The sequence below is a fragment of the Pedobacter sp. MR2016-19 genome (assembly GCF_014947265.1).
Taxonomy (GTDB): domain Bacteria; phylum Bacteroidota; class Bacteroidia; order Sphingobacteriales; family Sphingobacteriaceae; genus Pedobacter.
Map to the genome: position 1 here is coordinate 55,230 of NZ_JADCNK010000024.1, position 24,703 is coordinate 79,932.

At 38.0% G+C, this 24,703-nt stretch carries 21 protein-coding genes; 7 read left to right on the forward strand and 14 right to left on the reverse strand.

Features of this window, described 5'->3' with window-relative positions:
* Nucleotides 1–231 precede the first annotated feature (231 nt).
* Nucleotides 232–444 carry a helix-turn-helix transcriptional regulator gene (locus IM793_RS21835; RefSeq protein WP_193425041.1) on the reverse strand — a complete coding sequence of 71 codons (213 nt, stop codon included), beginning with the start codon at nt 442–444 and terminating at the stop codon, nt 232–234.
* Between the two features lie 425 nt (nt 445–869).
* Nucleotides 870–3,746 carry an aminomethyl-transferring glycine dehydrogenase gene (gcvP, locus tag IM793_RS21840; protein WP_193425044.1) on the reverse strand — a complete coding sequence of 959 codons (2,877 nt, stop codon included), beginning with the start codon at nt 3,744–3,746 and terminating at the stop codon, nt 870–872.
* Between the two features lie 348 nt (nt 3,747–4,094).
* On the opposite strand from gcvP, the gene IM793_RS21845 reads away from it, so the two are divergent.
* A complete protein-coding gene (locus tag IM793_RS21845) occupies nt 4,095–4,943 on the forward strand; it encodes a hypothetical protein (RefSeq protein WP_193425047.1) in 849 nt (282 codons plus the stop codon).
* Between the two features lie 235 nt (nt 4,944–5,178).
* Here the strand turns inward: IM793_RS21845 and IM793_RS21850 are convergent, their stop codons facing one another.
* The 3 genes from IM793_RS21850 to IM793_RS21860 form a co-directional block, all read right to left on the reverse strand.
* A complete protein-coding gene (locus IM793_RS21850; protein ID WP_193425050.1) occupies nt 5,179–5,742 on the reverse strand; it encodes a hypothetical protein in 564 nt (187 codons plus the stop codon).
* A 200-nt stretch (nt 5,743–5,942) separates the two neighbouring features.
* A complete protein-coding gene (locus tag IM793_RS21855) occupies nt 5,943–6,833 on the reverse strand; it encodes a DMT family transporter (RefSeq protein WP_193425053.1) in 891 nt (296 codons plus the stop codon).
* Nucleotides 6,834–6,961: 128 nt separating this feature from the next.
* Complete coding sequence (locus IM793_RS21860; protein ID WP_193425056.1) at nt 6,962–7,678, reverse strand: pyridoxine 5'-phosphate synthase; 717 nt, start codon at nt 7,676–7,678, stop codon at nt 6,962–6,964.
* Between the two features lie 83 nt (nt 7,679–7,761).
* Here IM793_RS21860 and IM793_RS21865 point away from each other — a divergent pair, with 83 nt between their 5' ends.
* Together IM793_RS21865 and IM793_RS21870 are read left to right on the forward strand one after the other, a co-directional pair.
* A complete protein-coding gene (locus tag IM793_RS21865; RefSeq protein WP_193425059.1) occupies nt 7,762–9,402 on the forward strand; it encodes a glycosyltransferase family 39 protein in 1,641 nt (546 codons plus the stop codon).
* Nucleotide 9,403: 1 nt separating this feature from the next.
* Nucleotides 9,404–9,784, forward strand: coding sequence for a GtrA family protein (locus IM793_RS21870; RefSeq protein WP_132404032.1), 381 nt, complete (start codon nt 9,404–9,406; stop codon nt 9,782–9,784).
* Nucleotides 9,785–10,015: 231 nt separating this feature from the next.
* Here the strand turns inward: IM793_RS21870 and IM793_RS25040 are convergent, their stop codons facing one another.
* Nucleotides 10,016–10,138, reverse strand: coding sequence for a hypothetical protein (locus IM793_RS25040; protein ID WP_255512138.1), 123 nt, complete (start codon nt 10,136–10,138; stop codon nt 10,016–10,018).
* A gap of 60 nt (nt 10,139–10,198) precedes the next feature.
* On the opposite strand from IM793_RS25040, the gene IM793_RS21875 reads away from it, so the two are divergent.
* Nucleotides 10,199–11,179, forward strand: coding sequence for a polysaccharide deacetylase (locus IM793_RS21875; protein ID WP_193425062.1), 981 nt, complete (start codon nt 10,199–10,201; stop codon nt 11,177–11,179).
* Nucleotides 11,180–11,345: 166 nt separating this feature from the next.
* Here IM793_RS21875 and IM793_RS24925 read toward each other — a convergent pair whose 3' ends face one another.
* The 3 genes from IM793_RS24925 to ahcY form a co-directional block, all read right to left on the reverse strand.
* Nucleotides 11,346–11,687, reverse strand: coding sequence for a DUF6370 family protein (locus IM793_RS24925; RefSeq protein ID WP_227256345.1), 342 nt, complete (start codon nt 11,685–11,687; stop codon nt 11,346–11,348).
* Nucleotides 11,688–11,717: 30 nt separating this feature from the next.
* Nucleotides 11,718–12,596: a hypothetical protein gene (locus IM793_RS21885; protein WP_193425065.1), complete on the reverse strand. Its 879-nt coding sequence runs from the start codon at nt 12,594–12,596 to the stop codon at nt 11,718–11,720.
* Between the two features lie 309 nt (nt 12,597–12,905).
* Nucleotides 12,906–14,222 (reverse strand): adenosylhomocysteinase, encoded by a 1,317-nt coding sequence (gene ahcY, locus IM793_RS21890; RefSeq protein WP_132404041.1) that lies wholly within the window; start codon nt 14,220–14,222, stop codon nt 12,906–12,908.
* A gap of 417 nt (nt 14,223–14,639) precedes the next feature.
* On the opposite strand from ahcY, the gene IM793_RS21895 reads away from it, so the two are divergent.
* On the forward strand, nt 14,640–15,068 hold the full coding sequence (locus IM793_RS21895; RefSeq protein WP_193425069.1) for a CBS domain-containing protein: 429 nt from the start codon (nt 14,640–14,642) through the stop codon (nt 15,066–15,068).
* A 246-nt stretch (nt 15,069–15,314) separates the two neighbouring features.
* Here IM793_RS21895 and IM793_RS21900 read toward each other — a convergent pair whose 3' ends face one another.
* From IM793_RS21900 to IM793_RS21910, 3 genes are all read right to left on the reverse strand, one after another.
* The gene (locus IM793_RS21900) at nt 15,315–16,763 is read right to left on the reverse strand and encodes a M20/M25/M40 family metallo-hydrolase (protein WP_193425072.1); all 1,449 of its coding nucleotides are present in this window, start codon (nt 16,761–16,763) and stop codon (nt 15,315–15,317) included.
* A 473-nt stretch (nt 16,764–17,236) separates the two neighbouring features.
* Nucleotides 17,237–18,292, reverse strand: a complete 1,056-nt coding sequence (locus IM793_RS21905; protein ID WP_193425075.1) for a TerC family protein — start codon at nt 18,290–18,292, stop codon at nt 17,237–17,239.
* On the reverse strand, nt 18,292–19,263 hold the full coding sequence (locus IM793_RS21910) for a polyprenyl synthetase family protein (protein ID WP_132404053.1): 972 nt from the start codon (nt 19,261–19,263) through the stop codon (nt 18,292–18,294). The genes IM793_RS21905 and IM793_RS21910 overlap by 1 nt, the downstream gene beginning before the upstream one ends.
* 290 nt (nt 19,264–19,553) lie before the next feature.
* On the opposite strand from IM793_RS21910, the gene IM793_RS21915 reads away from it, so the two are divergent.
* Both IM793_RS21915 and IM793_RS21920 read left to right on the forward strand, forming a co-directional pair.
* Nucleotides 19,554–20,552 (forward strand): carboxylesterase, encoded by a 999-nt coding sequence (locus IM793_RS21915; protein ID WP_193425077.1) that lies wholly within the window; start codon nt 19,554–19,556, stop codon nt 20,550–20,552.
* 40 nt (nt 20,553–20,592) lie between these two features.
* Nucleotides 20,593–21,789, forward strand: coding sequence for a HEPN domain-containing protein (locus IM793_RS21920; protein ID WP_193425080.1), 1,197 nt, complete (start codon nt 20,593–20,595; stop codon nt 21,787–21,789).
* Between the two features lie 160 nt (nt 21,790–21,949).
* On the opposite strand, the gene IM793_RS21925 is transcribed toward IM793_RS21920, so the two are convergent.
* Nucleotides 21,950–22,915 (reverse strand): YpdA family putative bacillithiol disulfide reductase, encoded by a 966-nt coding sequence (locus tag IM793_RS21925; RefSeq protein ID WP_193425083.1) that lies wholly within the window; start codon nt 22,913–22,915, stop codon nt 21,950–21,952.
* 152 nt (nt 22,916–23,067) lie between these two features.
* Complete coding sequence (locus IM793_RS21930; RefSeq protein WP_193425086.1) at nt 23,068–24,480, reverse strand: rhodanese-like domain-containing protein; 1,413 nt, start codon at nt 24,478–24,480, stop codon at nt 23,068–23,070.
* Nucleotides 24,481–24,703 lie beyond the last annotated feature (223 nt).

The following is a 24,703-nucleotide window of genomic DNA, read 5'->3' on the forward strand; positions in this document are numbered from 1 at the left end:
TTAAAATTTGATACAAATATAGATGAACTAGCAATCTATTGCTATTGACCTATGTTAAGTTTTTTCAAAAAAAATCGATTTATTTAAAATCATTCTATTGACTGTAGTATTAGGTTAAGGTTTAATCTGTTTATTTTTTATGTGAATAGAAAGGCGGAAGGTTTAAGATAGAGGGTTTTTGTGCTAAACTTAAAAAGGCATAGGATGGAAAGTTGTTCTAACCTCTAAATATCATCTCTTTCTCCAGCTAACCAATAGCTCGCCTGCTTCAACATCCAAAAATGTTGCTACATCAAACAGCCTTTTAATTGAAGGCTGAGCCGTATTGGTGCACCAGCTTGATACGGTCTCCGGTGCAATTTTTAGTGCATCGGCCAATTCTTTATTGGTAATCCCCTTTTCAGCCAGAGCGGCCTTTATTCTATTATAGTTGATTTTAGCCATAATTGATAGGTAACCCAAATATAATATTTATGCCAGTTATCTACAGGTGCAAAAGAGTTAACAACTGCAATATTGGTTTTACTTACAACTTTTCATTCCTAAACCTGACAGCAGCGGAAATCCTTTTTGTTTTGCAGCAACCTCGAATATGCTATCATGCTGAGGCACGAAGCATCTGCAACCTATGAAACAGATGCTTCGTGCCTCAGCATGACAGTACCACAAAAAGATTGAAGCGAATGGCAGGACTGCAGCCTCCGATGAAAAACCGACATTAATTTCCAAAAAAAAATCTGCAAGTTTTATAAAATGGATTTATAAAACTTGCAGATCAATATGTTCTTGAGGACACGAACCCGGGCGTTTGATTAAAGGCAATGGAAAAGGAACCCCATTATCCGTTTTACCTCTTCCCTTTTACATCCTTACGGTACGATCTCTTCTAAATAACTCTCAACCGGAGGACATGCACAGATCAATGATCTATCACCATGACTATCGTTAACACGACCAATTGAAGGCCAGAACTTACGCTCTAAAACATATGGAAGAGGAAAAGCAGCAGTTTGACGGCTATAAGCATGATCCCATTCGTTAGCGGTAATTACCGAAACCGTATGTGGAGCATTTTTTAAAGGATTATCTGTTTTATCTAAAGTTCCGTTTTCTACCGAAGTAATTTCGTTTTTAATCGCGATCAATGCATCACAGAAACGGTCTAACTCATGTTTAGGTTCTGATTCTGTAGGCTCAACCATTAAAGTACCCGCAACCGGGAACGATACTGTTGGTGCGTGAAAACCGTAATCCATTAATCGTTTTGCAATATCAGTCACCTCGATTCCGAAAGCTTTGAACGAACGGCAATCCAGGATCATCTCGTGTGCGCAACGGCCCTGAGCTCCTGAATAAAGTACCGGATAGTGTTGCTCTAAACGCGCTTTCATATAGTTTGCGTTTAAAATGGCATATTTAGTGGCATTGGTTAAACCATCAGCACCCATCATCGCAATATAGGCGTGAGAAATGATCAAAATCGAAGCCGAACCCCAAGGCGCAGATGAAACTGCAGAAATAGATTTTCCTTTGTCGATATCAACCACCGCATGACCTGGAAGATAAGGAACCAGATGTTTAGCCACACCGATTGGACCCATACCAGGACCGCCACCACCATGAGGGATACAGAAAGTTTTGTGTAAGTTTAAGTGACAAACATCGGCACCGATATTGGCCGGACTTGTTAAACCAACCTGTGCATTCATATTTGCACCATCCATATAAACCTGTCCGCCGTTAGCGTGGATGGTTTCGCAGATTTCGATAATGCTTTCTTCGAACACCCCGTGAGTAGATGGATAAGTTACCATTAAACACGACAGGTTATCTTTATGTAATTCGGCTTTAGCTTTTAAATCTTCTACATCAATGTTACCGTTTTCTAAAGATTTAACTACCACAATTTTCATATCGGCCATTGCAGCAGAAGCAGGATTGGTTCCGTGTGCCGAAGCAGGAATCAATGCTACGTTACGGTGGAAATCGCCTCTATCGTGGTGATAGGCACGGATAACCATTAAACCAGCATATTCGCCCTGAGCACCAGCATTTGGTTGTAAACTCATAGCTGCAAAACCGGTAATTTCGCTTAACCACTTATCAAGCTCATTGAAAACCGAATAATAACCCAATACCTGATCGGCAGGGGCAAACGGGTGAATGCGACCGAAGTGAGACCAGGTAACCGGAATCATTTCTGCAGTAGCATTTAATTTCATGGTACAGCTACCCAAAGCAATCATAGAGTGGCAAAGCGATAAATCTTTTGCTTCTAATGATTTGATATAACGCAACATTTCATGTTCTGAGTGGTGCGAGTTAAAAATTGGGTGTGTTAAATAAGCCGAAGTACGTTGTAAAGCAGCTGGAATAACGGTTTCTACATTCTCTACCACCTCAACCTGATCAGCTGCGATAGCTTTAACCTTTGCACAGATTTTAGCAATTAAAGCTACATCCTCGAAAGTGCTGGTTTCGTCGAACGAAATGGTTACTACGTTACCAACATAGTTTAAGTTGATTTCGTTATCAATACATCCCGAATGGATACCACCTTTTAAATCGCCTAAATCGAAACGGATGGTGTCGAAATAAGCGGAGTTTAACTGCTCAAAACCTAAACCTTTTAAAGTAGAGGCTAAACTGATGGCCAAACCGTGTGTACGTTCTGCAATGGCTTTTAATCCTTTCGGACCATGGTAAGCAGCATAAAAACCAGCCATAATGGCCAATAATGCCTGTGCGGTACAGATGTTTGATGTTGCTTTATCTCTACGGATGTGCTGCTCGCGGGTTTGCAAAGCCATACGTAAAGCGTAATCGCCATGGCTATCAATGGTTACACCAATAATACGACCCGGGATATTACGTTTATATTCTTCTTTAGTTGCAAAAAATGCAGCGTGTGGTCCACCAAAACCCATTGGAATACCCAAACGCTGGGTTGTACCTACTACCACATCAGCTCCCCACTCGCCTGGAGGCGTTAATAAGGTTAAGCTTAAAATATCGGCAACTACCGTTAATTTAATATTTTGGCTGTGTAATGCGGATGCGAAAGCAGCATAATCGAAAACTTCACCGTTTCCTGCCGGATATTGAACAATTGCGCCGAAAAATTCTTCGGTAGCAGTGAAATCTAAATGACTTCCGATAACCAATTCGATACCGTAAGGATTAGCACGTGTTTTTAAAATATCGATCGTTTGAGGAAAAACAAGTTCCGAAACGAAGAACTTTTTAGCCGCCTGATTTTTACGCAAGCTGTATTGCATAAACATCGCTTCAGCAGCAGCGGTACCTTCATCCAATAAAGATGCATTGGCAATTTCCATTCCGGTTAAATCGATAACCATGGTTTGGAAATTTAACAAAGCCTGTAAACGGCCCTGCGCAATTTCTGCCTGGTATGGCGTATATTGTGTGTACCATCCTGGGTTTTCGAATACGTTACGTAAAATTACACCTGGGGTAATGGTATCATAATAACCCTGACCGATAAAGCTTTTGAAAACTTTATTCAACAATGAAGTTTGTTTTAAAGCACCAAGATATTCAGTTTCTGATTTTGCTGCAGGCAAATTTAATGGCTGTTTTAATCTGATTGCCGTCGGGACAGTTTGTTCAATCAGCTCATCAATAGAATTTACGCCAACAGTTTGCAACATTTCGGCTGTATCTGCCTCATTTGGTGCAATATGACGATTTTGAAAATCTTCCTTGTAATGGATATTTAAGCTCATGCGGTATGAATAATAAATTTGCGTGCAAAGGTAGCAAAAACGAAGCTGTATTTCACTATCAATCAGTGTAAAAAAGGCGTCTTATTTATACTTAAAAGCTACAAAATAGATAGATTTTATTAGCAAAAGCCAGGACAAACGTTTATTCAATTTCAAGCCAATATTTTGATTATCTGGAAAGCGGTGACTGTGCTAAAATTTATTTTGTCGCCATGATTAACTCCAGTGTTTTTGCATCCTGTTGATCCGAATCAATAAGCAGCTGCAACGTAAAATATTAGCTACCAAAGCAAACGAAAAAAGCATTTTCTTAAATTTGAAAAGCATTTACCTACCCTATGCCCTTTTATGTCAACTTGCAAAAATAACGTCGCACTTTTAGTTCATGCCTGCGATAGTTATGAATTTCTTTATAAAGGTTTTGATTACACTTTCTCAGAAAACTGGAATTTTAAAATACCATGCAATTATTATTTCGCTACAGAAGTAAAAGGAGTAGAGGTGAACGGTTTTATAAACATCAAATCGGGCAAAGGCGAATGGGCCGATCGCCTGATAACGCTGTTAGGTAATATTGATGAAGAATATGTACTCTACTTCCAGGAAGATATGTGGTTAAGCAAACCGGTAAATCCTAAGTTCTTTACAACACTGTTCGAACAGGCAATTGAGAACGATTGGCAACAGGTTAAACTCCATAGTTCTGGCGTTTACAAAACTAAAGAAACCACTAATTTTATTGAAGGATTTAATATTGCGGAGATCGATAATGAGGCGTCACTTTTTTTAATGTCGCACCAGATTACTCTTTGGAAAAAAGATTTTCTGCTTGCGCAACTTTATAAAAAAGAACATCCTTGGAGAAATGAGCGTAAAGGTACTAAGAGATTGAAAAAATTAAACCCGCTTATTCTTCATGTCGATTATTTTGCAGAAAACGGCGCAGAGGAAAACAACAACAATAGAAATCCATCGGAACGGAGCGAGTACTACGCAGTTTCATTTAACAGCACCTTAAATAACAATGCCGTTCGGTTTATTGAGGTGTTAAAGTCGGGTAGTCAACCTCAAAAAAACTATGCTGAAGAGCTGCTAAACCATTACGACAACAATTTAACCCATAACGGTAAGGAAAGGCCTAAAAAAGAGGATTTGTTTAAGAAGCTTAAAACCTATCTGTGGAAAAAGAATTCGTAATTAATTTTTGCATATCATATGGTTTGAAAAGCAATAGCTATGCTGAAATTCAAGTTTGTTCCCGCCATTCGCTTCAATCTTTTTGAGATCCTATCAGCTTATTCAAGGTTGCTACAAACAAAAAGGATTTTCACTTCTGTCGGGTTTAAAAACGAAGGCACTACAAGAAACAGAGGTTGCAGGGCGCAATAGGTATTACACTTTTATCTTTGGTCTTTCAGCTTTAGTCTCTTTCTTACTTCTGCACTTTCCAGCCCTCATCTTTACTCAACTTTAATTTATAAGTTTTGGTAATGAAGTTGCTGTTTTTGTTTGCGTCTTTATCAAAAGGTTCGAAATCAGTAGTGGTCATTTTAAGTGATACGGTAACCTTTGCTGTACTTGAGTTTACCTGAGCAAAATCGACTGGTTTCTCGTCGGATAAAACATATTCTACCACTTTTACCGTGGCCTTATCACCATCCTGTTTTAATACCAACGGACTTGCTTTATCGGTTAAAGTAATCTGATAAACGTAACTGCTATCTTTCGAAAGAAATTTCTTTTTGGCTTCTTTTAAGTTTAAGGTAACCAAACCTTTGCTCGCTAAAGATTTATATTTCCCCAGTTCGAACATGTCGTTTGTACTGTTGAATTTCATCTCCCCAAATTTAAACCTGGTGGTTTTATATTCGGGATTGGCTTTTAAGTAGCTGGTAATCACTTCAGCAGCCTCATCCTGATTGATGGTGGTTTTGGTTTTACATCCTACGAAACCAATGATGATAAAAGATAAAATATAAATAGTAAGTTTTTTCATGTGTATATGCTTTATGCTTTTTAAAGGTATTTAATTTTAGTTTAACCGCAAAGGACGCGAAGTTTATTAATCTTTAAGGCTTAAACCACAAAGGCGCTAAGAACACTAAGTTTGCATTCAAGGCACAACAATAAATTTCAAAAGCCCTGCTTTGTGTCCTCTGCGTCTTCACTCTGTGTACTTTGCGGTAAAAAACTAGATTAATCTCGCTTTAAATATTTCAGGTTTGGCAAAACCATTGCAGATAAAATTACCACAACACCAACCCACCTTAAAAACGACACCTGCTCTTGGAGCACGAAACCAGCCATCATTACGGCAACAGGTAATTCTGCAGCGCTTAAAATAGAACTTATAGCAGTACCAATTCTGGGCACGCCTTCAGCATAAAATAAAGGCGGAATTACCGTACCGAAAACTGAGATAATCAATCCCCATTTCAATAAACTTCCACACAAAGCACCATTAAACAAAAATGCTGGCGGGAAGATGATGAAAATCAATATACAGGCACCAGTAATCATCAAGGCACTTTTCTTTAGAGGAGCATATTCATTTCCGATTCTACCACTCAATAATAAAAAGCCCGCATAGCAAAGTGCAGCCAACAACCCAAAACCAATCCCTTTTAAATCCATGCTTCCGATGCTGGTTTCTACCATTCCACTGGCTAAAACTGTACCACCCAGAACCAATAAAATAGCGACTAATTGTAAGCCGGTAGGTTTCTTTTTAAAAATGAGGTATTCCATTAAAATACTTATCCAGATAAACTGCATCAATAAAATAATCGCTACCGAATTGGGTACCAGCTTTACACACTGATAATAAAAGATACTCACCAAGCCCGTACAGGTTCCTGCGATTATCATTTTCCACCAAGGTGTTTTAGGCACATTAGCTTTAGCTTTATAAGCTGCTGTTCTGCTTTGAAAGAAAAATAATACCCATAAAATTACCGCTCCGAAAAAAGCCTGGGCACCGGTTACATCGCCCAGAGTATAACCTTCATGGTAAGCGAGTTTTACAAAAGTAGACAGGATACCAAAACTACAGGCACCAAAAAAAACAAGGAGAATTCCTTTTAACATAAAATTTAATATTTAACCGCAAAGGAAACTAAGGTTTTCGCAAAGTATCGCAAAGATTAACTAAAATCTATACAGCCTACTTCGCGTTTTTTTGCGTCCCTTTTCTTTGCAGTCTTTGCGGTTAAAAACTAAACCAGTTGTTGTAAATATTTCTGAACGGTAGTTTCTAAACCTAAATAAAGTGCATCGCTAATTAAAGCATGACCGATAGAAACTTCCAATAAGCCCGGGATGCTTTGTGCAAAATAATGTAGGTTGTGTAGGTCGAGATCATGCCCCGCGTTAATTCCCAAGCCTAATTTGTTGGCATGATGTGCCGCAGCAATGTAACTCACTACTGCCTTTTCGCGGTCGGCGAAATAATTATGCGCATAGGCCTCGGTATATAATTCGATACGGTCTGTTCCGGTTTCAGCCGCGCCTTCAACCATTTCTACAACCGGATCAACAAAGATAGAAACGCGGATGCCTTCCTTTTGAAAAACAGCAACCATTTCCTTCAGGTAATCTTTATGTTTGATGGTATCCCAACCATGGTTCGAAGTAATCTGACCCTCGGCATCGGGTACCAAAGTAACCTGAGCAGGTTTGTTGGCCAAAACCAGATCAACAAATTTATCTTCTTTGCAATTTCCTTCAATATTGAACTCGGTAGCAATAACGGCCTTTAAATCGTAAACATCCTGATAGCGGATATGGCGTTCATCAGGGCGTGGGTGTACCGTAATTCCCTGCGCACCGTAACGTTCGCAATCTAATGCAACCTTAACCAGATCAGGATTATTACCTCCGCGACTGTTGCGAAGTGTAGCAATTTTATTGATATTAACCGATAACTTTGTCATGAAGCAAAGATAAGGCTTTGCCTTTGTTAATCTTAAACCTTAAAAAAATTTGACTTTTTTTTGCTCATATTTGCTTTCTGTAAATGAACTTAAAAGATACAACCCTATATAAATTCCTGATCGTTTTACTTGCAATTGCGAGTATACCAGCACTTTTTGGCGGCGTGATGGAGCCTGATGGAGCATTGTATGCTTCCATGTCCAAAAACATTATCCTGTTCAAAGATTGGTTTAATCTTTACGGCCGTGGGGCCGACTGGCTGGATAAACCCCACCTCACTTTTTGGATTTCTGCAGCGTCCTTTAAAATTTTCGGAATATCGTCCTTTGCTTATAAATTACCATCATTTCTATTCGGTTTATTGGGTGCATGGTATTTATACAAGTTAGCTAAAGATATATACGATGAAAAAACCGGGTTAATCAGTGCGGTAATTTTTCTCAGTGCCTTACATATCATCACCTCTACTTTTGATGTTAGGGCCGAAATTTACATTACCACTTTCACGTTAGCATCTATTTACCATTACTATAAGGCACATCAAAATTCTTTCTGGCACATTATAGCAGGTTCATTTTTTGCGGCCTGTGCAATATTAATCAAAGGAATTTTTGTATTGATTCCTGTATTTGCAGGCTTTATTATCTACTGGTTGCTTACAAAACATTACCATCAGCTTTTAAAACCAAAATGGTATATCGCCATCCTTTTGATTTTTATCTTTATTACCCCTGAACTGTATTCGCTTTACACGCAATTCGATATGCATCCCGAAAAAATTGTTTTTGAAAGGACCGGTGTTTCGGGCCTAAAATTTTTCTTTTGGGACAGTCAGTTTGGGCGTTTCTTTAACAACGGGCCAATTAAAGGCAAAGGGGATATTTCGTTTTTTCTACACACTACCCTTTGGGCATTCCTTCCCTGGTCTGTACTATTTTATACAGCCGTTGTAAATCTGTTTAAAAGAAAAAATAGAATTGCTTTAGCTCCTGAAAGCATTATGATCTGGGCAAGTGCAGCGGTTACTTTTCTGATCTTTTCTCTTTCTAAATTTCAGTTACCGCATTATATCCTGATCATCTTTCCGCAGTTTTCAATCATAACTGCCTTGTACTTGAGGAAGCTTGACAGCAAAGGCTTAAAAATCTTCTTCATTATACAGAACATCATTTTCATGTTAGTTATTGCCTTACTTTCTGTCTTAGCCTTTTTCTTTGGATTCGAAAGCCCATATTTAATTATCGGAATCCTGATTGTTGTTCTCGCCACCTCTTTCTTACTATTTAAAGGCATTTTACTGGAAACCATCATTGCCAGAAGCGCATTTTTATCTGTCGGATTAATGATATTTCTATTCATTTTTTTCTACCCGGCCCTTTTAAAATATCAATCAGGTATGCAGGCAGGTAATTGGTTAAAGCAAAATTATCCAACTGCTAAACCTGCAGTATTAAACTACATAGATGCGTTCTCTTTTGATTTTTATGCCCCGGGAGAAGTAAAATATCTGCATAATTATAGTGATCTCGACAAATCAAAGCATCTAAAAGACCTGGTTATATACATTCCGGAACAGGAATTGGCAAAACTAAAAAGCGAGTACCATGCTGAAATTCTAAAATCGTTTGAATACTTTCATACCACAAAACTGACGGGTAAATTTTTAAACGTGAAAACACGCCCCCAGGTTTTAGAACATTTTTATCTGGTTAAAATACATTAACATGGATTTATTCTTCCGCATCTTAAAATTTGGATTAACGGGTTTCCTCGGGATGGCGATAGATTTCGGCGCGACATGGCTGTGCAAAGAGAAAATCAAGATCAATAAATACATTGCTAATGCCATTGGTTTTACTTTAGCCGTAACCAATAATTATCTCATTAACCGGATATGGACATTCGAAAGTACCAACACCCATTGGGCAACTGAATTCAGCAAATTTTTAGTGGTGAGTTTAATTGGTTTAGGATTAAATACATTTATCATTTACCTGTTCCATCAAAGGAAAAACGGCACCAATTTTTATGTGGCGAAGTTTTTTGCGATTGTAATTGTTTTTGTTTGGAATTTTTTGGCAAATATGTTGTTTACTTTTAGGTAGGTTTTCACCATTAAGTGCATTAAAGAAATTCGAATGAATTAAGCTTCTTTATTATTTTGATCACCTTAGTCACCTGAGAACATCTAAGGTTAATGATGCAGGAGGACTCACCTTAACTTTCTTAACTTCTTAATGATAAAAAAATATCACCATTAAGGGATGAAGGACATTAAGAAAAAAATCGAATGATTGCTGCAGGATCTATGCAATTCGCACAACTCAATGAACCACCTAAGTAACGTTTTTGCCAACAAAATAAATCACAACAAGCCATATTAATCCTTTAATTAGGAAGAATAAAAACCCAACCAGCCCCACCCGCTTAAACCATAATTTTGCTTTTTCTTTGTTCATGGCGATGTTTGTAAAGATAACGGATTTGCGTTAAATTAGAAAGATTTTAAATAAGGAAATATGAAATTATCTAAATATTTGCCCATCACTATTTTTTGCAGCTGCTTTTTTTGCATTCAAATTTTTGCGCAAAATTTTGAAGTTATTAAACGCTATAAGGTAAGTTTTGCCCTTGCAACAGGCGCTAATGAGAAGCTGATTGCGCTCAGAAGTTTTTCGGCAAATAATCAAAAATATTTATTGCTGGTAAATCCAGAAACGTTAGATACTAAAGTAGATCTGGCTAGTAATTATGCCACAAGCAGCTTACAGTTCCAAAATGTATTGGCGATTTTTAAAAATACGGCTTATATAAAATCAATCGAAGCCGCAGCAGCTAAAGATCTGCAGTTACAAAATGCGGGGATTGATCACGCCATTCCGAATGAAAAAGGCATTACCTTAACGATCGATCTTTGTCCATCGCATAAGGCTTTAGACCGGATTATTTTCCAATCGATTTTCGACGAATTTAAAAAGATAGAGCAGCCCGCTCCGCTTGCGGTTTCCGTTTCAGGTAAATGGATGTTAAAACACCAGGACGATCTGAATTGGTTAAAAGGTTTGGTAGAGAAAAAAGAATTGAATATTACCTGGGTAAACCATACTTATAATCATGAAGTAAATAAACTGCCATTGGCCGAAAATTTTCTGTTGGCTCCTGGAACCAATTTAGACGTAGAGGTATTAGAAAATGAAAAACTGATGTTAAAAAACGGCTTAACCCCTTCGGTATTTTTCCGTTTCCCTGGCCTGGTATCGGACAAGACCATTGTTGAAAAAATTGAAGCTTACGGATTAATTCCGGTTGGAAGCGATGCCTGGCTGGCCAAAGGACAGCAACCTAACGCTGGAAGCATTGTATTGATCCACGGAAACGGCAATGAGGAAATAGGCGTGAAAGATTTTATCCAGTTGCTAAAAACGAAACAAGCTGATGTGAAGAATAAACAATGGTTGCTTTTCGATTTAAGACAGGGTTTGGAAAAGGAATTTGAATAATTTATCGCGTTTTTAACTGCAGAGGACGCTAAGAAAGGCGCAGAGTTCACAAAGAACGCACAATAAATTGACCACAAAGGCACAAAGAACACAAGGGTTCAGACCATTTTTAAATCAGACTTAGCGGCCCTTTGCGAAAAGCTTTGCGTTCTTTGCGGTAAACCCACTATTTTTTAACCGGCAATAATTTTATTTCTTTCGCCTTAAAACGGTTGTTTACGATTTCGCCGGTAACTTCTGCTTTGCTTACCGCATTGCAAAAACCGTGTTTGCCATGGGCATCGCCAAAGTCATCAATACCTTTACCATCAACAAAATAAGGTTTGCCATCAATTTTAACCGCCAATTCGCAATCTTTACCTTTCATTTTAAACTGACATTCGCCACAGGCAATATCGACCACCTGTTTGGTTACCACTTTTGCAGTTGCAGGTTTTTGAGGACTGGTTTGGGCCTGAGCTATAAAAGCAAAAAAACCGATACAAAATGTTAATATAGTACCTTTCATATTTTTTTTAATTCTTTATTCAAAATTAACTTATTTTGCAATTAACCAGGCGATTAAATCGGTTGGTTCTGCAATACTCCAGGAATGCGGATGTTTTTGTTTATTATTCCTTATCCCCCTATCTTTAGTTAAAATAAGTTCTACTTTGTTTTCTTCTGACTTTTGTTTTAGTTTATTGATATACCCTGCACAATCGGTTACGTTCATATCCGACAAATCCATGCTTCTGTTATTAATCCACCACAAAATATCTGGTTCGCTGTAAATTCTTAGGGCAGTTAATTGATAATCGGGTAGCATGCTTAATTCGGTATAATCTGGATTATAAACCGATTGCTCTTTTAAACTTTGTTCTGGTATTTTATGCTCAGTATTTAAGGTATCTAATTTAGTTACAAAACTTTTTTCCCGTCCTTTTAGCAAAGATTTTCTTAACCTAACCATATCTAAAGGAGGGTCGATAGCGAAAACCTTGCTTATTTTTAGTTCTTTATTTTTTTCTGCATAAAACTTTAATGCTGTTGTACCACCAATAGAAAAACCGCCAAGATAAAGCGCTAATGCTGGTTGAAGTTTATTTTTATGATAAAACTCCTTAATCATTTTACCTAACGTATTCAAGCTTTTTTTATCAATGGGAAAACTTTCATTGTTGGGTGTAAGATTAACCATTACAACCGCTAATCCATTTTTGTTTGCCTCCTGCACAATGGATGATTGAGCGGTAACGGCAGTAGGAGATTCCAAAAACCCTGGCACCAAAAATAATACACCCGTAATCTTAGCCCCCACCGGCAAGCTTTGCATGTAGAAACAGTCTTTTCCAAAAAGCTGATCGTTTTCTACTTTAACCTGTGCACGCACAACAAAACCAGCAAATAAAATTAATATGGAGAGTAAATATTTCATTAAGATACATTTTTTCAAATGTAGGTTTTAAGGAGCAAAAGAACCACAATGCGCTGTAAAATAAACCTGATAGAAATGGAAATCCTTTTTGTTGTCATTCTGAGCGTAGTCGAAGAACAACAAAAAGATTGGAATGAATAGCAGGACTGATGCCTCCGAAAAGCGCTGAACGTCTGTTTTCAAAAAAACACAAGAACACCCCACCTTACAGGCACCTCTCTCTGGGAGTGGGCAATAAAAAAGGGATATGCAAATCTGCACATCCCTCTTCATATTATCGACTTCAGACTCTCGACTGAAGACTCAGGACTAGTACCTGTATGTATCTGCTTTGAAAGGACCTTCAACCGGTACGCCAATATAATCAGCCTGGTGTTGATCCAAAACATCTAATTCTACACCGATTTTTTCTAAGTGTAAACGGGCAACTTTTTCATCTAAATGTTTAGGCAAAGTATATACTTTGTTTTCGTAAGCACCAGTGTTAGTCCAAAGCTCTAATTGAGCTAAAGTTTGATTGGTAAACGAGTTACTCATTACAAAACTTGGGTGACCAGTTGCACAACCTAAGTTAACCAAACGACCTTCAGCAAGAACGATTACGTCTTTACCATCAATGGTATATTTATCAACCTGAGGTTTAATTTCAACTTTGGTATCTCCATAAGCACCGTTTAACCAAGCCATATCGATTTCGTTATCGAAGTGACCGATGTTACAAACAATCGCTTTATCTTTTAATGCCCTGAAGTGTTGCTCGCGAACAATATCACAGTTACCTGTAGTAGTTACAACGATATCAGCTTCTTTAATGGCTGTAGCTAATTTTTTAACTTCGTAACCTTCCATTGCTGCCTGTAAAGCACAGATCGGATCAATTTCAGTTACAATAACACGTACACCTTGTGAGCTTAACGACTCTGCAGAACCTTTACCCACATCGCCATAACCACAAACAACAGCCACTTTACCAGCCATCATTACATCGGTAGCACGACGGATCGCATCAACTAATGATTCACGGCATCCGTATTTGTTATCGAATTTAGATTTGGTAACTGAATCGTTAACGTTAATTGCAGGTAAGTGCAATGTTCCGTTTTTCATTCTTTCGTATAAACGGTGAACACCAGTTGTAGTTTCTTCTGATAAACCTTTAATTGCTGCAATCAGCTCAGGATATTTATCAAAAACCATATTGGTTAAATCGCCACCATCATCCAAAATCATGTTTAATGGTTGTTGCTCCGGACCGAAGTGTAAAGTTTGCTCAATACACCAGTCGAATTCTTCTTCGTTTAAACCTTTCCAGGCATAAACCTGAATACCTGCAGCAGCGATTGCAGCAGCAGCGTGATCTTGTGTAGAAAAAATATTGCAAGATGACCAGGTAACTTCAGCACCAAGGGCCACCAATGTTTCGATTAATACAGCCGTTTGGATGGTCATGTGCAGACAGCCTGCAATACGTGCACCTTTTAACGGTTGCGTTGGACCGAATTCTTTACGTAAACTCATTAAACCTGGCATTTCTGCTTCGGCTAATCCGATTTCTTTACGGCCCCATTCTGCCAGTGAAATGTCCTTAACTTTGTAAGGGATATAGGTTGTCTCTACTGATGACATAATTATTTGTTTTTAAATGTGATGCAAAGTTACGGCATCCCTTTGTGAAAGCCAAATAATTAAAGGGTGGGTGAGTTGGAGGATTGTAAAATAGTGATGCGATTCTTTATACCCAATTTCGAAAACTTCATGTCTTATTTGTTTTTTTGGAAAGCAAGTCCTGTAGTCTTAACTCAGCTTCGGCCCTGCCATACATTATAGCTCCGATGAATCCCGATATAAATCGGGACGGAGGCTGTCATTCCTGTCAGGTTTAGATTAATCAGGTACTGCGGTATGTGCTCCTAAAGAAGTCAAGTTTGGCATGGCAAGGTGCATATTAAAAACTTGACTTCTTTTAAAATCCCCAAAACATCAAAATAAAACTTTGATATCCAACTAATTATTTCTTAAATTGTTACAACCAAATTAAACTTTATGAAAAGCGTAAAACATTTACTGGACACCAAACAGGCCATCATTATCTCCGTATCTGAAAACATTTCTGTTCTGGATGCCTTAAAAGTAATGACAGAAAAAAATATCAGTGCCGTATTGGTGATGGAAGACGAACAACTTAGTGGCATTTTTACGGAACGCGATTATGCCAGAAAAATCATCCTGCAAGGCAAATCATCAAAAGATACGCTGATCAAAGAAGCCATGACCGCTAAGCCCATTACCATCAAGTTTAGTGACAGTATTGATTACTGCATGGAATTGATGACGGATAAACACATCCGTCATTTACCAGTTGTAGAAAACGACGAAGTAAAAGGAATGGTATCCATCGGTGATGTGGTAAAATTTATTATTGCCGATCAAAAACAGACCATTTCTCAATTGGAAAGCTATATTAGCGGATAGTGCTGATTTGGCTATGCTCTTGTATTAAATCTTTTGCGCCAGGATTCAGTCGGAACAATTCCGCGAAAATTTATTTCCGTCCTTTCGGGCGAAGTACAGCGAAGTCGGGAAAATCCTTTAAGGCAGTTCTCGTAAAGATTTCTCCACAAAGGCAGAAATAATTTACTGATGACGGATCATAGCTTATAAAAATCGGTAAAATCTCTGAATCGGTGTAATCACCCGCGAAGCGAATCTATCCAATCATTACTTCCACCGCCACTCGCCCGCTATCGTTAAAGGTTCTTTCAAATTCTGAGATTCTAAGAAAGCCCTCAACTCTTCTTCGCCCTGAACACCTACAGGGATTTTCGGTGTATTGGCTAATGCATAAGTTAACATGGCACTGTAGCGTACCGTATTTTTAAGTTCCTGCTCGTCAACCAGTTTAAAGCTATCGCCATCAGAATGGTAAAAGGGTCCGGAATTATTTGGCAATTTACCACCAAAACCACCTCCTGTAGGAATACCGGCTAACATAAACGGCTGATGATCGCTATGCAAACCAGCGCCAGCATTAAACAGGTTTTTAAAGCCTGTATCAATTTTCACAATATCAGCCCCCCAGGATGTAAAAAGATCCTTCATTTCAGCACGTGAAGTAGAGAAACCTTTCGGGTCGTTGGTCATATCGTAGTTCAGCATAAATTTCACCTGGTTTAAGGTTCCGTCTTTTTTAGCCTGATCGATATAAGCTTTAGAACCTAACAAACCTTGCTCCTCACCCATAAATAATACAAACTCTACCGTACGTTTGGTTTTTAAATTCAGTTTTTTAAAAGTCCGTGCCATATCCATAATGGCGAAAGAGCCGATTCCATTGTCGATAGCACCAGTTGCCAAATCCCAGCTATCCAAATGCCCACCAACTACAATTTTATCTTTCGGCAATTCAGTTCCTTTAAAGGTAGCCACTACATTGCGGGCTTTAATCATACCCGAAAAATTCGTCATGGCAATATGCGCTGTTTGTGGCTGCGATTTAATTTTCTCTTTCAAAGCCATTCCATCTTCCAAACCGATACACACCGCAGGTATTGGGATCAATTTACCCGTTACCGAAGCGGTTCCGGTTAAAAGCACGCCATCTTTTACCGTATTGATAATGATTACACCAATGGCGCCATATTTCGTGGCAATAGCAGTTTTTTCAGAACGGTGTAATGATTTCGTTCCTGCAGGAGAGCCTGGTAACACACCCAGATAAATCAATGCAATTTTACCTTTAAACTTTTCAGGACTGGCCTGATAGTCTGCTTCCAATCCGTTACCAGCGTCTACAATTTCACCTGTAACATCCGCACTCACCGGCGAATGCGCCAGGGTAACGGCTTTCATTTTAACAAGGCTATTTTTATCTGCACCAATTTCTACGCTGATCGTTTTTCTGGCCCAGCTTTCTACTTCAAAAGGTTGAAATTTCACCTCGCAACCATAAGATTTTAATAAATCGAAAGCATATTGCTCAGCCTTTGCCCCATTTGCAGAGCCTGTTAAACGGTGACCAATGGTTTCGGTTTCATATTTAAGGGTTTGATAAGCTTTTGAGTTTTGTTGTACATCTGTATTGATTTTGGCAAAAACATCACTAAATTTATCCTGTGCATTGGCAAACAAAGTAGTGCAAAGAAGGGCGGTAGAGAAAAGGTATTTCATTAGGTTTAGTTATATCTGCTGAAAGTACAAATTTTCGTTAGACATTGCCAGCTGTAACGTTTATTTTGCTTTTCTTTTCTTTACCACAAGAAAATGAATTAGCAATCTTTTCCCCATGCACAACCTTGCCTCGGCTCACCGCCGCCGATGGGCTCTTTCTTTTCTCTTGATAGAAAAGAAACAAAAGATCAAGGCTTGCATCCTTTCTTGTAAAAAACTACAAAAATCTCAATTGCGGCAGTCTATAGGCTCTGTCCTAACCTCATTGCCACTACACTCGCTTAAACACTGCCTTGGTCTGTGGAAGTATTGGTGAAACTGCAAAGGTTTTTGTGCTTTTTCCTACGAAAATCTGCTAGGCCACACAGCAAAGTGCAGCTGCCCACTTAGTACTTTACAAAACAAAAAACTTAAATGTACTCAGGTGACTTAGGTGGTTAAAATAATTTTAGCAAAATGTTTTAGATGGTAAACTAAGGTTTTACATGCACCTTTTTCTTCGGAAAAACCAACGAAGCCACGATACTGATTACTAAGATACTTAAAATCACAATCAGTGAATGCTCAGTGGTAAATCCCCATTTCTCCAAATAAATATGGCCTAACATTTTTACACCGATAAAAGCCAGTAAAACCGCTAAACCCGTTTTTAGATAATGGAATTTATGGATAATATTTACCAGTAAAAAGAACATAGACCGCAAGCCCATGATGGCAAAAATATTAGAGAAAAACACAATATAAGGATCTTTGGTAACCGCAAAAATTGCTGGAATGGAATCCACTGCAAATAACAAATCGGTAAACTCTACAATCAACAGTACCAAAAACAACGGCGTAACCATTCTTTTATGGTCTATTTTAACAAAGAAGTTTTTACCCTCGTATTTTGGATGAATGGAAAATATCTTTGAGGCCCATTTCACCACAGGGTGGTTTTCCGGATCAATTTTATCATCTTCCTCCTTGCTGAAAAACATCTTCACGCCAGTAAACACCAGGAAAGCACCAAAAACATAAAGTATCCAGGCAAATTTGGTAATCAGTGCCGCGCCCACAAAAATGAAGATGAAACGCATAATGATAGCGCCCAATATCCCCCAGAACAATACGCGGTGATAATATTTTTCTTCAACCGCAAATGCAGAAAAAATGAGCACGATAACAAAGATATTATCTACCGAAAGCGCATACTCAATTACGTAACCCGTTAAAAACTCCAGTCCGAGGTTTTGCTTATAAACCGCCAAACTTCCTTCAAAATCGCCTGGAACCAGTTTAATATGATGTTGATGTTTGGTTACAATCTCTTGCAGGTGGGCAAAATCCTTAATTCCATGCAGCTGGTGGCCTTCAGTCAGCAGGATAAAATAAAAGCCGATGGCCAGGGCCACCATAATTAAACTCATTATTCCCGCTTGTTTTAAACTCACTACATGCTCTTTCCTGCTAAAAAGACCAAGGTCCAAAGCAAGAATCAGTACAATAAAAAGAAGAAAACCTAAGCTAAAAAGTAATTCGTTACCCATTATTTTTTACGTTCAGTGGTATAGAGTACAAGTTGTTCTAAACCTGTTCTGGCCTCACCTGCATCAAAACTATGCAGAATATCAAATGCTTGATTCTGGTACTCCAACATTTTCTCATTGGCATAATACACACCTTGGTGCGCATTTACAAAATCAATAATCTGTTGTATTTTAACCGGATCGTCCTGATGGTTTTTCACCAGGTTGATCATTTTTTTACGCTCTGTTTTCTCAGCTTTATTTAAGGCATAAATTAAAGGCAAGGTTACTTTCTTCTCCTTAATATCAATACCCAAAGGCTTGCCAACATCATCAGTTCCAAAATCGAAAGTATCGTCCTTAATCTGAAAGGCAATCCCAACTTTTTCGCCAAACAGACGCATTTTTTCTATTGTTTCATCACTCGCACCTGCAGAAGCAGCACCCGCAGCGCAGCAGGAAGCAATTAAAGAGGCAGTTTTCTGTCGGATTACATCAAAATACAAATCTTCCGAAATGTCCATCCTCCGCACCTTTTCTACCTGCAGCAGTTCGCCTTCACTCATCTGTTTCACCGCTTCCGATACAATTTGTAACAATCGGTGTTCATTATTGTTTACTGAAAGTAATAATCCTTTAGCCAATAAGTAATCGCCAACTAAAACGGCAATTTTATTTTTCCATAAAGCATTGATGGAGAAAAAGCCACGGCGTTCATAAGCATTGTCTACCACATCATCATGCACCAAAGTGGCCGTATGTAAAAGCTCTACCAAAGCAGCTCCACGATGGGTTGATTCTGTAATTCCGCCACAAAGTTTAGCCGCAAAAAACACGAACATCGGCCGCATTTGTTTGCCTTTTTGCTTTACAATATAATGGGTAATCCTATCCAGCAACGGTGCGTCGCTATGCATCGATTCCTTAAAAGTTTTTTCAAACGCTTTAATATCAGCAGCTATAGGTGTTTTTATCTGTTCGATTCCCGGCATTAAGTCGAAAAATTTTGATTGCAAACTTAAACTAATTTCCCATAAAAAGGTAATGTGTAAGCTTATTATTAAGGATTTGAAAAGCAAAGGACAGCAATCTTTAACATCTTTGCTCCTGCTATTGCCCATAGTCCTCGCCCCCATGCTTCGGGCTGTGGGCTATTTGGCGCTATCAGGTTTAACATGATGGGGCAGTGCAGGTAAAAAGGCCCCTCAAAGCGATAATTAATTCCCCTAAAAATTAGCTTTATTTAAATTCAAATTTTACATTTAAACCAATATTTAATGGCATGAAAAAACGCTACAAAGTAATTATAGGCCTTTCGGCATTTATTATTGCTGGTTATTTGTTAGGACCAAAACCTAAAAAACCAGTATTTAGTGAGGAGCTGACCAAAGTGCCCGATCTGGAAGACCTGGACGGTTATGTAGCCAGTATCGAATCCATGCATAAAATAAAACCCGGCAACGAAGCTGAAATTGTATGGGCCGATAGCCTTCACCAGCAAACCGAATATGCCATTGTGTATTTACATGGTTTTTCAGCATCAAAAACAGAAGGCAACCCGGTACACTTAAATTTAGCTAAGCAATTACACGCCAATTTATACCTTGCCCGCCTGGCCGATCACGGAATTGATACCCTGGCACCCATGCAATATTTTACAGCCGACCGCCTTTGGGAAACCAGCAAACAGGCCTATGCCATCGGCAAAAAACTAGGCAAAAAAGTAATTTTAGTGGGTACCTCTACCGGTGGAACGGTGGCTTTAAAATTAGCGGCAACCTATCCAGAAATTCACAGTTTGATTTTAATGTCGCCAAATGTGGCCATTAATGATAAAAATGCCTGGCTTTTAAACAATCCCTGGGGCTTACAGATTGCCCGTAAAGTAGTAGGTGGCGATGAACGTAAAGTAGACGACCGCACCAACGAATATAAAAAATACTGGTACACCAATTACCGGCTCGAATCGTTGGTAGAACTGGAAGAATTTATAGAAAGCAGCATGCTCAAACCAACCTTTAAAAAGGTAAAACAACCTGTTTTACTGCTTTATTACTATAAAAATGAGCTTGAACAGGATCCTGTAGTCCGGGTAGATGCCATGTTGAAAATGTTCGATGAATTGGGTACGCCTGATAACTTAAAAAGAAAAGTAGCTATACCCAATGCAGGTAACCATGTAATGGGATCGTATATTACTTCTAAAGATTTGCCAGGAGTAGAAACTGCTATTGAAAGTTTTGTAGAGAGTACGCTGAAAGCATTAGCTAAAAGAATTTAAAAAACAAATCCAACAATTATTTATTAAAAAACGCTCAAACATGAAAATCGAATACCTTATTGTTTTTAAAACATCAGAAAAAGTATGTAACTCAATTAAAACTTTCAAAAATCTACTACAAGCTGATGATTTAATAACTATTTCAAGTAATAATATTAAATATAAAAATAAAGATTTCAAAATAATAATTGGTCATGGAGAAATAACTGACAAAAGTCAAAAATTCTTTCAATTAGAGGTTAATTATGAAGAAGCGGATGATGCAATAATGTTGCTCCAAGAACTCTTGAAAAGAATAAGAGGCTTAGTTAATAAATTTGGAGGTGAAATGAATGTAATTTGGGATGATCTTGGAATGTATAATGCAAAAAAATCATACCCTATAATTTGTGAACTTGAAAATCTCTTAAGAAAATTGATATCCAAATTTATGTTAACAAATATTGGCACAAACTGGACCAAGGAAACATTACCCAATGAAGTAAGAGATGCGGTTAGTAAAAGTAAGAGACCAAATAACAATTTATTACATAATGTTGATTTCATTCATTTAGCTGATTTTCTATTCAAGCCCTATCAAACAAAATTTATTTCTGAACTTTTTGAAAAAATAAAAAAATGCAATAGCGTACAAGATTTAGAATTAGAAGATTTAAAGACGTATATCCCTAAATCAAATTGGCAAAGATATTTCAAAGCTGTTGTTGAATGTGAGGATGAATTTCTTTTGAAGAGATGGTCGAAACTTTATGAATTAAGATGCTTGGTTGCTCATAATAATTTTTTGACAAACAATGAATTTAATGAAATATTAGAATTAACAGAACAAATAGAAAAGCCATTAAAAGAGGCTCTAGAAAAATTGAATGAAATAATAATTCCGGATGAAGAAAAAGAGCAAATTGTTGAGAATGTAACAAGTAATCTTAATGAGGCAGTAGGCGAATATTTAAATTATTGGAAGCTAATTACCCAGGAAATATCAGATGCCCACTCTAGACTTGTTAAAGAAGCTAATAAAAACTATACTAGTAAACAACAAGTAATTGCATTAATCAAGGATGGACATTTAAAACAAGAGTTTTTGGATGAACTGCAACCACTTGGTGAGTTCAGAAATATTCTAGTTCACAAAAATCTAAATTCCGATTTTACTAAGGATACACTAGAAGCAAAAAATAACCTTATAGAAAACTTTTACAATAAAAGAGTGTTTCTAGAAGAACCATTTTTTTAGAAGATTATACATCACAGATTCATATGCTTTCAGATTGCAATCTATAAATAACATATAATTATGTGAATTATGCAGAATCGAAAAAATAATTTCCGGAGTCGACTTATGAAGCTCTTACGCTACATTATCTAATAAACCCTTGTAAAATAATGTAGCTAAGTTAACTCAAAATATTCTTCACAATCATTTCGGCATGTACCCTTGAGTTTTCGATAAACAGTTTGTGGGTATCTAATCCACCACAAACTACACCAGCCAGGTATAAACCCTTTACGTTGGTTTCCATAGTTTCTTCGTTATAGGCTGGGCAAAGGCTTTCTGGCAAGTCGATACCGAATTTTCTTAACATCGAAAAATCTGGCTGGTAACCTGTCATTGCAATTACAAAATCATTTGGAATGGTCTTTATTCCTTCCGGGGTTTTAATATCCACCTCACCTTCCCTTATTTCAACCAATTCAGAATTGAAGAGAGCAGTAACTTCACCTTCTTTAATCCTGTTCTGTATATCCGGGCGAACCCAATATTTAACATGCGGACCAAGTTCACCACTCCTCACCACCATGGTTACATTTGCCCCCTTGCGGTAGGTTTCTAAAGCGGCATCAACACCAGAGTTATTGGCACCAACTACCACTACATTCTGAAAGGCGTATAAATGTGGGTCTTTATAATAATGTGTTACTTTTGGTAAATCTTCTCCCGGAACATTCATTAATAAAGGCACATCATAAAAACCTGTGGCAACAATTACATTTCCAGCCGTATAATTTGTTTTAGAAGTCTTGATTTCGAAAACATTAGCTTCATTTTTAATCACCTGTTGCACCCGCTCAAAAAGATTGATCTTTAAATCAAACTTTTCGGCGACACGGCGGTAATATTCAACCGCTTCATTCCTATTCGGTTTCGGATTAATGGTTACAAAAGGCACGCCCCCTATTTCTAACTTCTGTGAAGTAGAAAAGAATGTCATAAATACCGGGTAGTTGAACAAACTGTTTACCAAAGCACCTTTTTCTATAATGACATAGCTTAGGTTTGCCTTTTGAGCTTCAATTGCACAAGCCATCCCTATTGGGCCGGCACCTATAATTAATACGTCGTAATGATTTTGATTTGCCAATTGACTATTTATTAAAATTTTTAAGGCATAAAACAATATAAAATAAATTAGGGTATTTTACCGTTTTATGCTGACCATATAAGAAATGTAAGGGGCATATAAGCTTATATTTTCTTAAATGGTTAAAGCTTAGCCAGCCTTTTTTATACCAATTACACTTTCATTGCTTTACTCGGGCAAGCGAAATCGGTTCTTTTTAAACCGGTATTTTTTATTGCACCATAACCACCAGCTACATCAATCACGTTTTCTACCCCACGCGATTTTAATATAGAAGCCGCAATCATTGATCGGTAACCACCTGCACAATGAATATAATAGGTAGCGTTCGGATTGATCTCACCAGTCCATTCGTTAATAAAATCCAACGGACGGCTAAGCGTAAATTCCAAATGTTCTGATTCATATTCACCTGGTTTACGCACATCAAGCGCAGTAATTTCTCCATTTGATGCCGCCGCCTCAAAAGCTTCGGCCGATATAGATTCAATAGTATCGATTTCTTTGCCTGTTGCAGTCCAGTTTTCGAAACCACCATCCAAATATCCTATAGTACTATCGTAACCCACGCGGGTTAAACGCGTAATCGTTTCTTCTTCTTTCCCCTGATCGGTAATCAGTAAAATGGGTTGCTGTAAATCAGTAATTAAAGCCCCTACCCATGGTGCAAACTGACCGTTTAAACCAATATTGATCGAATTTGGAATAAAACCTTTTGCAAAAACCTGCGGATCGCGGGTATCGAGCATAATCGCTCCCGTTTGGTTGGCCAGATCCTCAAATTGTTGCGGGGTTAAGGCATTTAGTCCTTTTTCGTAAACGTCGTCAATACTTTCTACACCACCTTTATTAATCGCAGCATTTTTAGCAAAGTATTGGGGCGGAGGCATAATGCCATCCGTTACTTCTGCAATGAACTGTTCTTTTGTTTCAGCCTTTAAAGCATAATTAACTTGTTTCTGATGCCCTAAGGTATCAAAAGTTTCTTTACTCATGCTTTTCCCGCAGGCAGAACCAGCACCGTGAGCCGGGTAAACAATTACATCATCAGCCAAAGGTTTTATCTTTTCGTTTAACGAATCGTAAAGCATTCCGGCCAAATCTTCCATTGTTAAATGTCCTTTTTGCGCTAAATCCGGTCGGCCAACATCACCAATAAATAAGGTATCACCACTAAAAATGCAATGGTCTTTACCGTTCTCATCGGTTAAGAGATAGGTGGTCGATTCTAAGGTATGCCCAGGGGTATGTAATGCGGTTATGGTTAGCTTACCAATTTTAAATTGCTCACCATCTTTGGCAATATGCGATTTAAATTCGGTTTTGGCAGTTGGACCGTAGATAATTTCAGCACCCGATTTTCCTGCCAAATCTACGTGACCGGAAACAAAATCGGCATGAAAATGTGTTTCAAAAATATATTTAATGGTAGCACCAGCTTTTTCTGCTTTCTTTAAATAGGTCGCAACTTCTCTTAAAGGATCAATAATTGCAGCTTCGCCATCACTTTCAATGTAATAAGCGGCTTCTGCCAGGCAACCTGTATATATCTGTTCTATTTTCATGTTTAATAAGTATCAAGTATGGAGAAGTGAGTATCAAGATATAACCTTACGCCTTAAACCTTTCGCCATATACCCTTCCATAGCAAAAATAGGGCTAAATACTTATAACCGAAATGATGTTAGTCATAATTGCAGAAGTTTTACTTACTGTGGTATTAGAACAGCTATGGAAGGCAGAACCATTGTTTAAAAACCTGATAGAACGGAAAGCCCGGAACGAAGC

Bases quoted from the DNA above. Each gene is read 5' to 3' on its own strand.
- IM793_RS21850 (WP_193425050.1), bottom strand. From the start codon at position 5,742: ATGAAAAAACTTACTATTTATATTTTATCTTTTATCATCATTGGTTTC.
- ahcY (WP_132404041.1), bottom strand. From the start codon at position 14,222: ATGTCATCAGTAGAGACAACCTATATCCCTTACAAAGTTAAGGACATT.
- IM793_RS21915 (WP_193425077.1), top strand. From the start codon at position 19,554: ATGAAAAAACGCTACAAAGTAATTATAGGCCTTTCGGCATTTATTATT.
- IM793_RS21860 (WP_193425056.1), bottom strand. From the start codon at position 7,678: ATGACAAAGTTATCGGTTAATATCAATAAAATTGCTACACTTCGCAAC.
- IM793_RS21895 (WP_193425069.1), top strand. From the start codon at position 14,640: ATGAAAAGCGTAAAACATTTACTGGACACCAAACAGGCCATCATTATC.
- IM793_RS21875 (WP_193425062.1), top strand. From the start codon at position 10,199: ATGAAATTATCTAAATATTTGCCCATCACTATTTTTTGCAGCTGCTTT.
- IM793_RS21845 (WP_193425047.1), top strand. From the start codon at position 4,095: ATGTCAACTTGCAAAAATAACGTCGCACTTTTAGTTCATGCCTGCGAT.
- IM793_RS21910 (WP_132404053.1), bottom strand. From the start codon at position 19,263: ATGCCGGGAATCGAACAGATAAAAACACCTATAGCTGCTGATATTAAA.
- IM793_RS21835 (WP_193425041.1), bottom strand. From the start codon at position 444: ATGGCTAAAATCAACTATAATAGAATAAAGGCCGCTCTGGCTGAAAAG.
- gcvP (WP_193425044.1), bottom strand. From the start codon at position 3,746: ATGAGCTTAAATATCCATTACAAGGAAGATTTTCAAAATCGTCATATT.
- IM793_RS21920 (WP_193425080.1), top strand. From the start codon at position 20,593: ATGAAAATCGAATACCTTATTGTTTTTAAAACATCAGAAAAAGTATGT.
- IM793_RS21900 (WP_193425072.1), bottom strand. From the start codon at position 16,763: ATGAAATACCTTTTCTCTACCGCCCTTCTTTGCACTACTTTGTTTGCC.
- IM793_RS21905 (WP_193425075.1), bottom strand. From the start codon at position 18,292: ATGGGTAACGAATTACTTTTTAGCTTAGGTTTTCTTCTTTTTATTGTA.
- IM793_RS21865 (WP_193425059.1), top strand. From the start codon at position 7,762: ATGAACTTAAAAGATACAACCCTATATAAATTCCTGATCGTTTTACTT.
- IM793_RS21870 (WP_132404032.1), top strand. From the start codon at position 9,404: ATGGATTTATTCTTCCGCATCTTAAAATTTGGATTAACGGGTTTCCTC.
- IM793_RS21885 (WP_193425065.1), bottom strand. From the start codon at position 12,596: ATGAAATATTTACTCTCCATATTAATTTTATTTGCTGGTTTTGTTGTG.
- IM793_RS21855 (WP_193425053.1), bottom strand. From the start codon at position 6,833: ATGTTAAAAGGAATTCTCCTTGTTTTTTTTGGTGCCTGTAGTTTTGGT.
- IM793_RS21930 (WP_193425086.1), bottom strand. From the start codon at position 24,480: ATGAAAATAGAACAGATATATACAGGTTGCCTGGCAGAAGCCGCTTAT.
- IM793_RS25040 (WP_255512138.1), bottom strand. From the start codon at position 10,138: ATGAACAAAGAAAAAGCAAAATTATGGTTTAAGCGGGTGGGGCTGGTT.
- IM793_RS24925 (WP_227256345.1), bottom strand. From the start codon at position 11,687: ATGAAAGGTACTATATTAACATTTTGTATCGGTTTTTTTGCTTTTATA.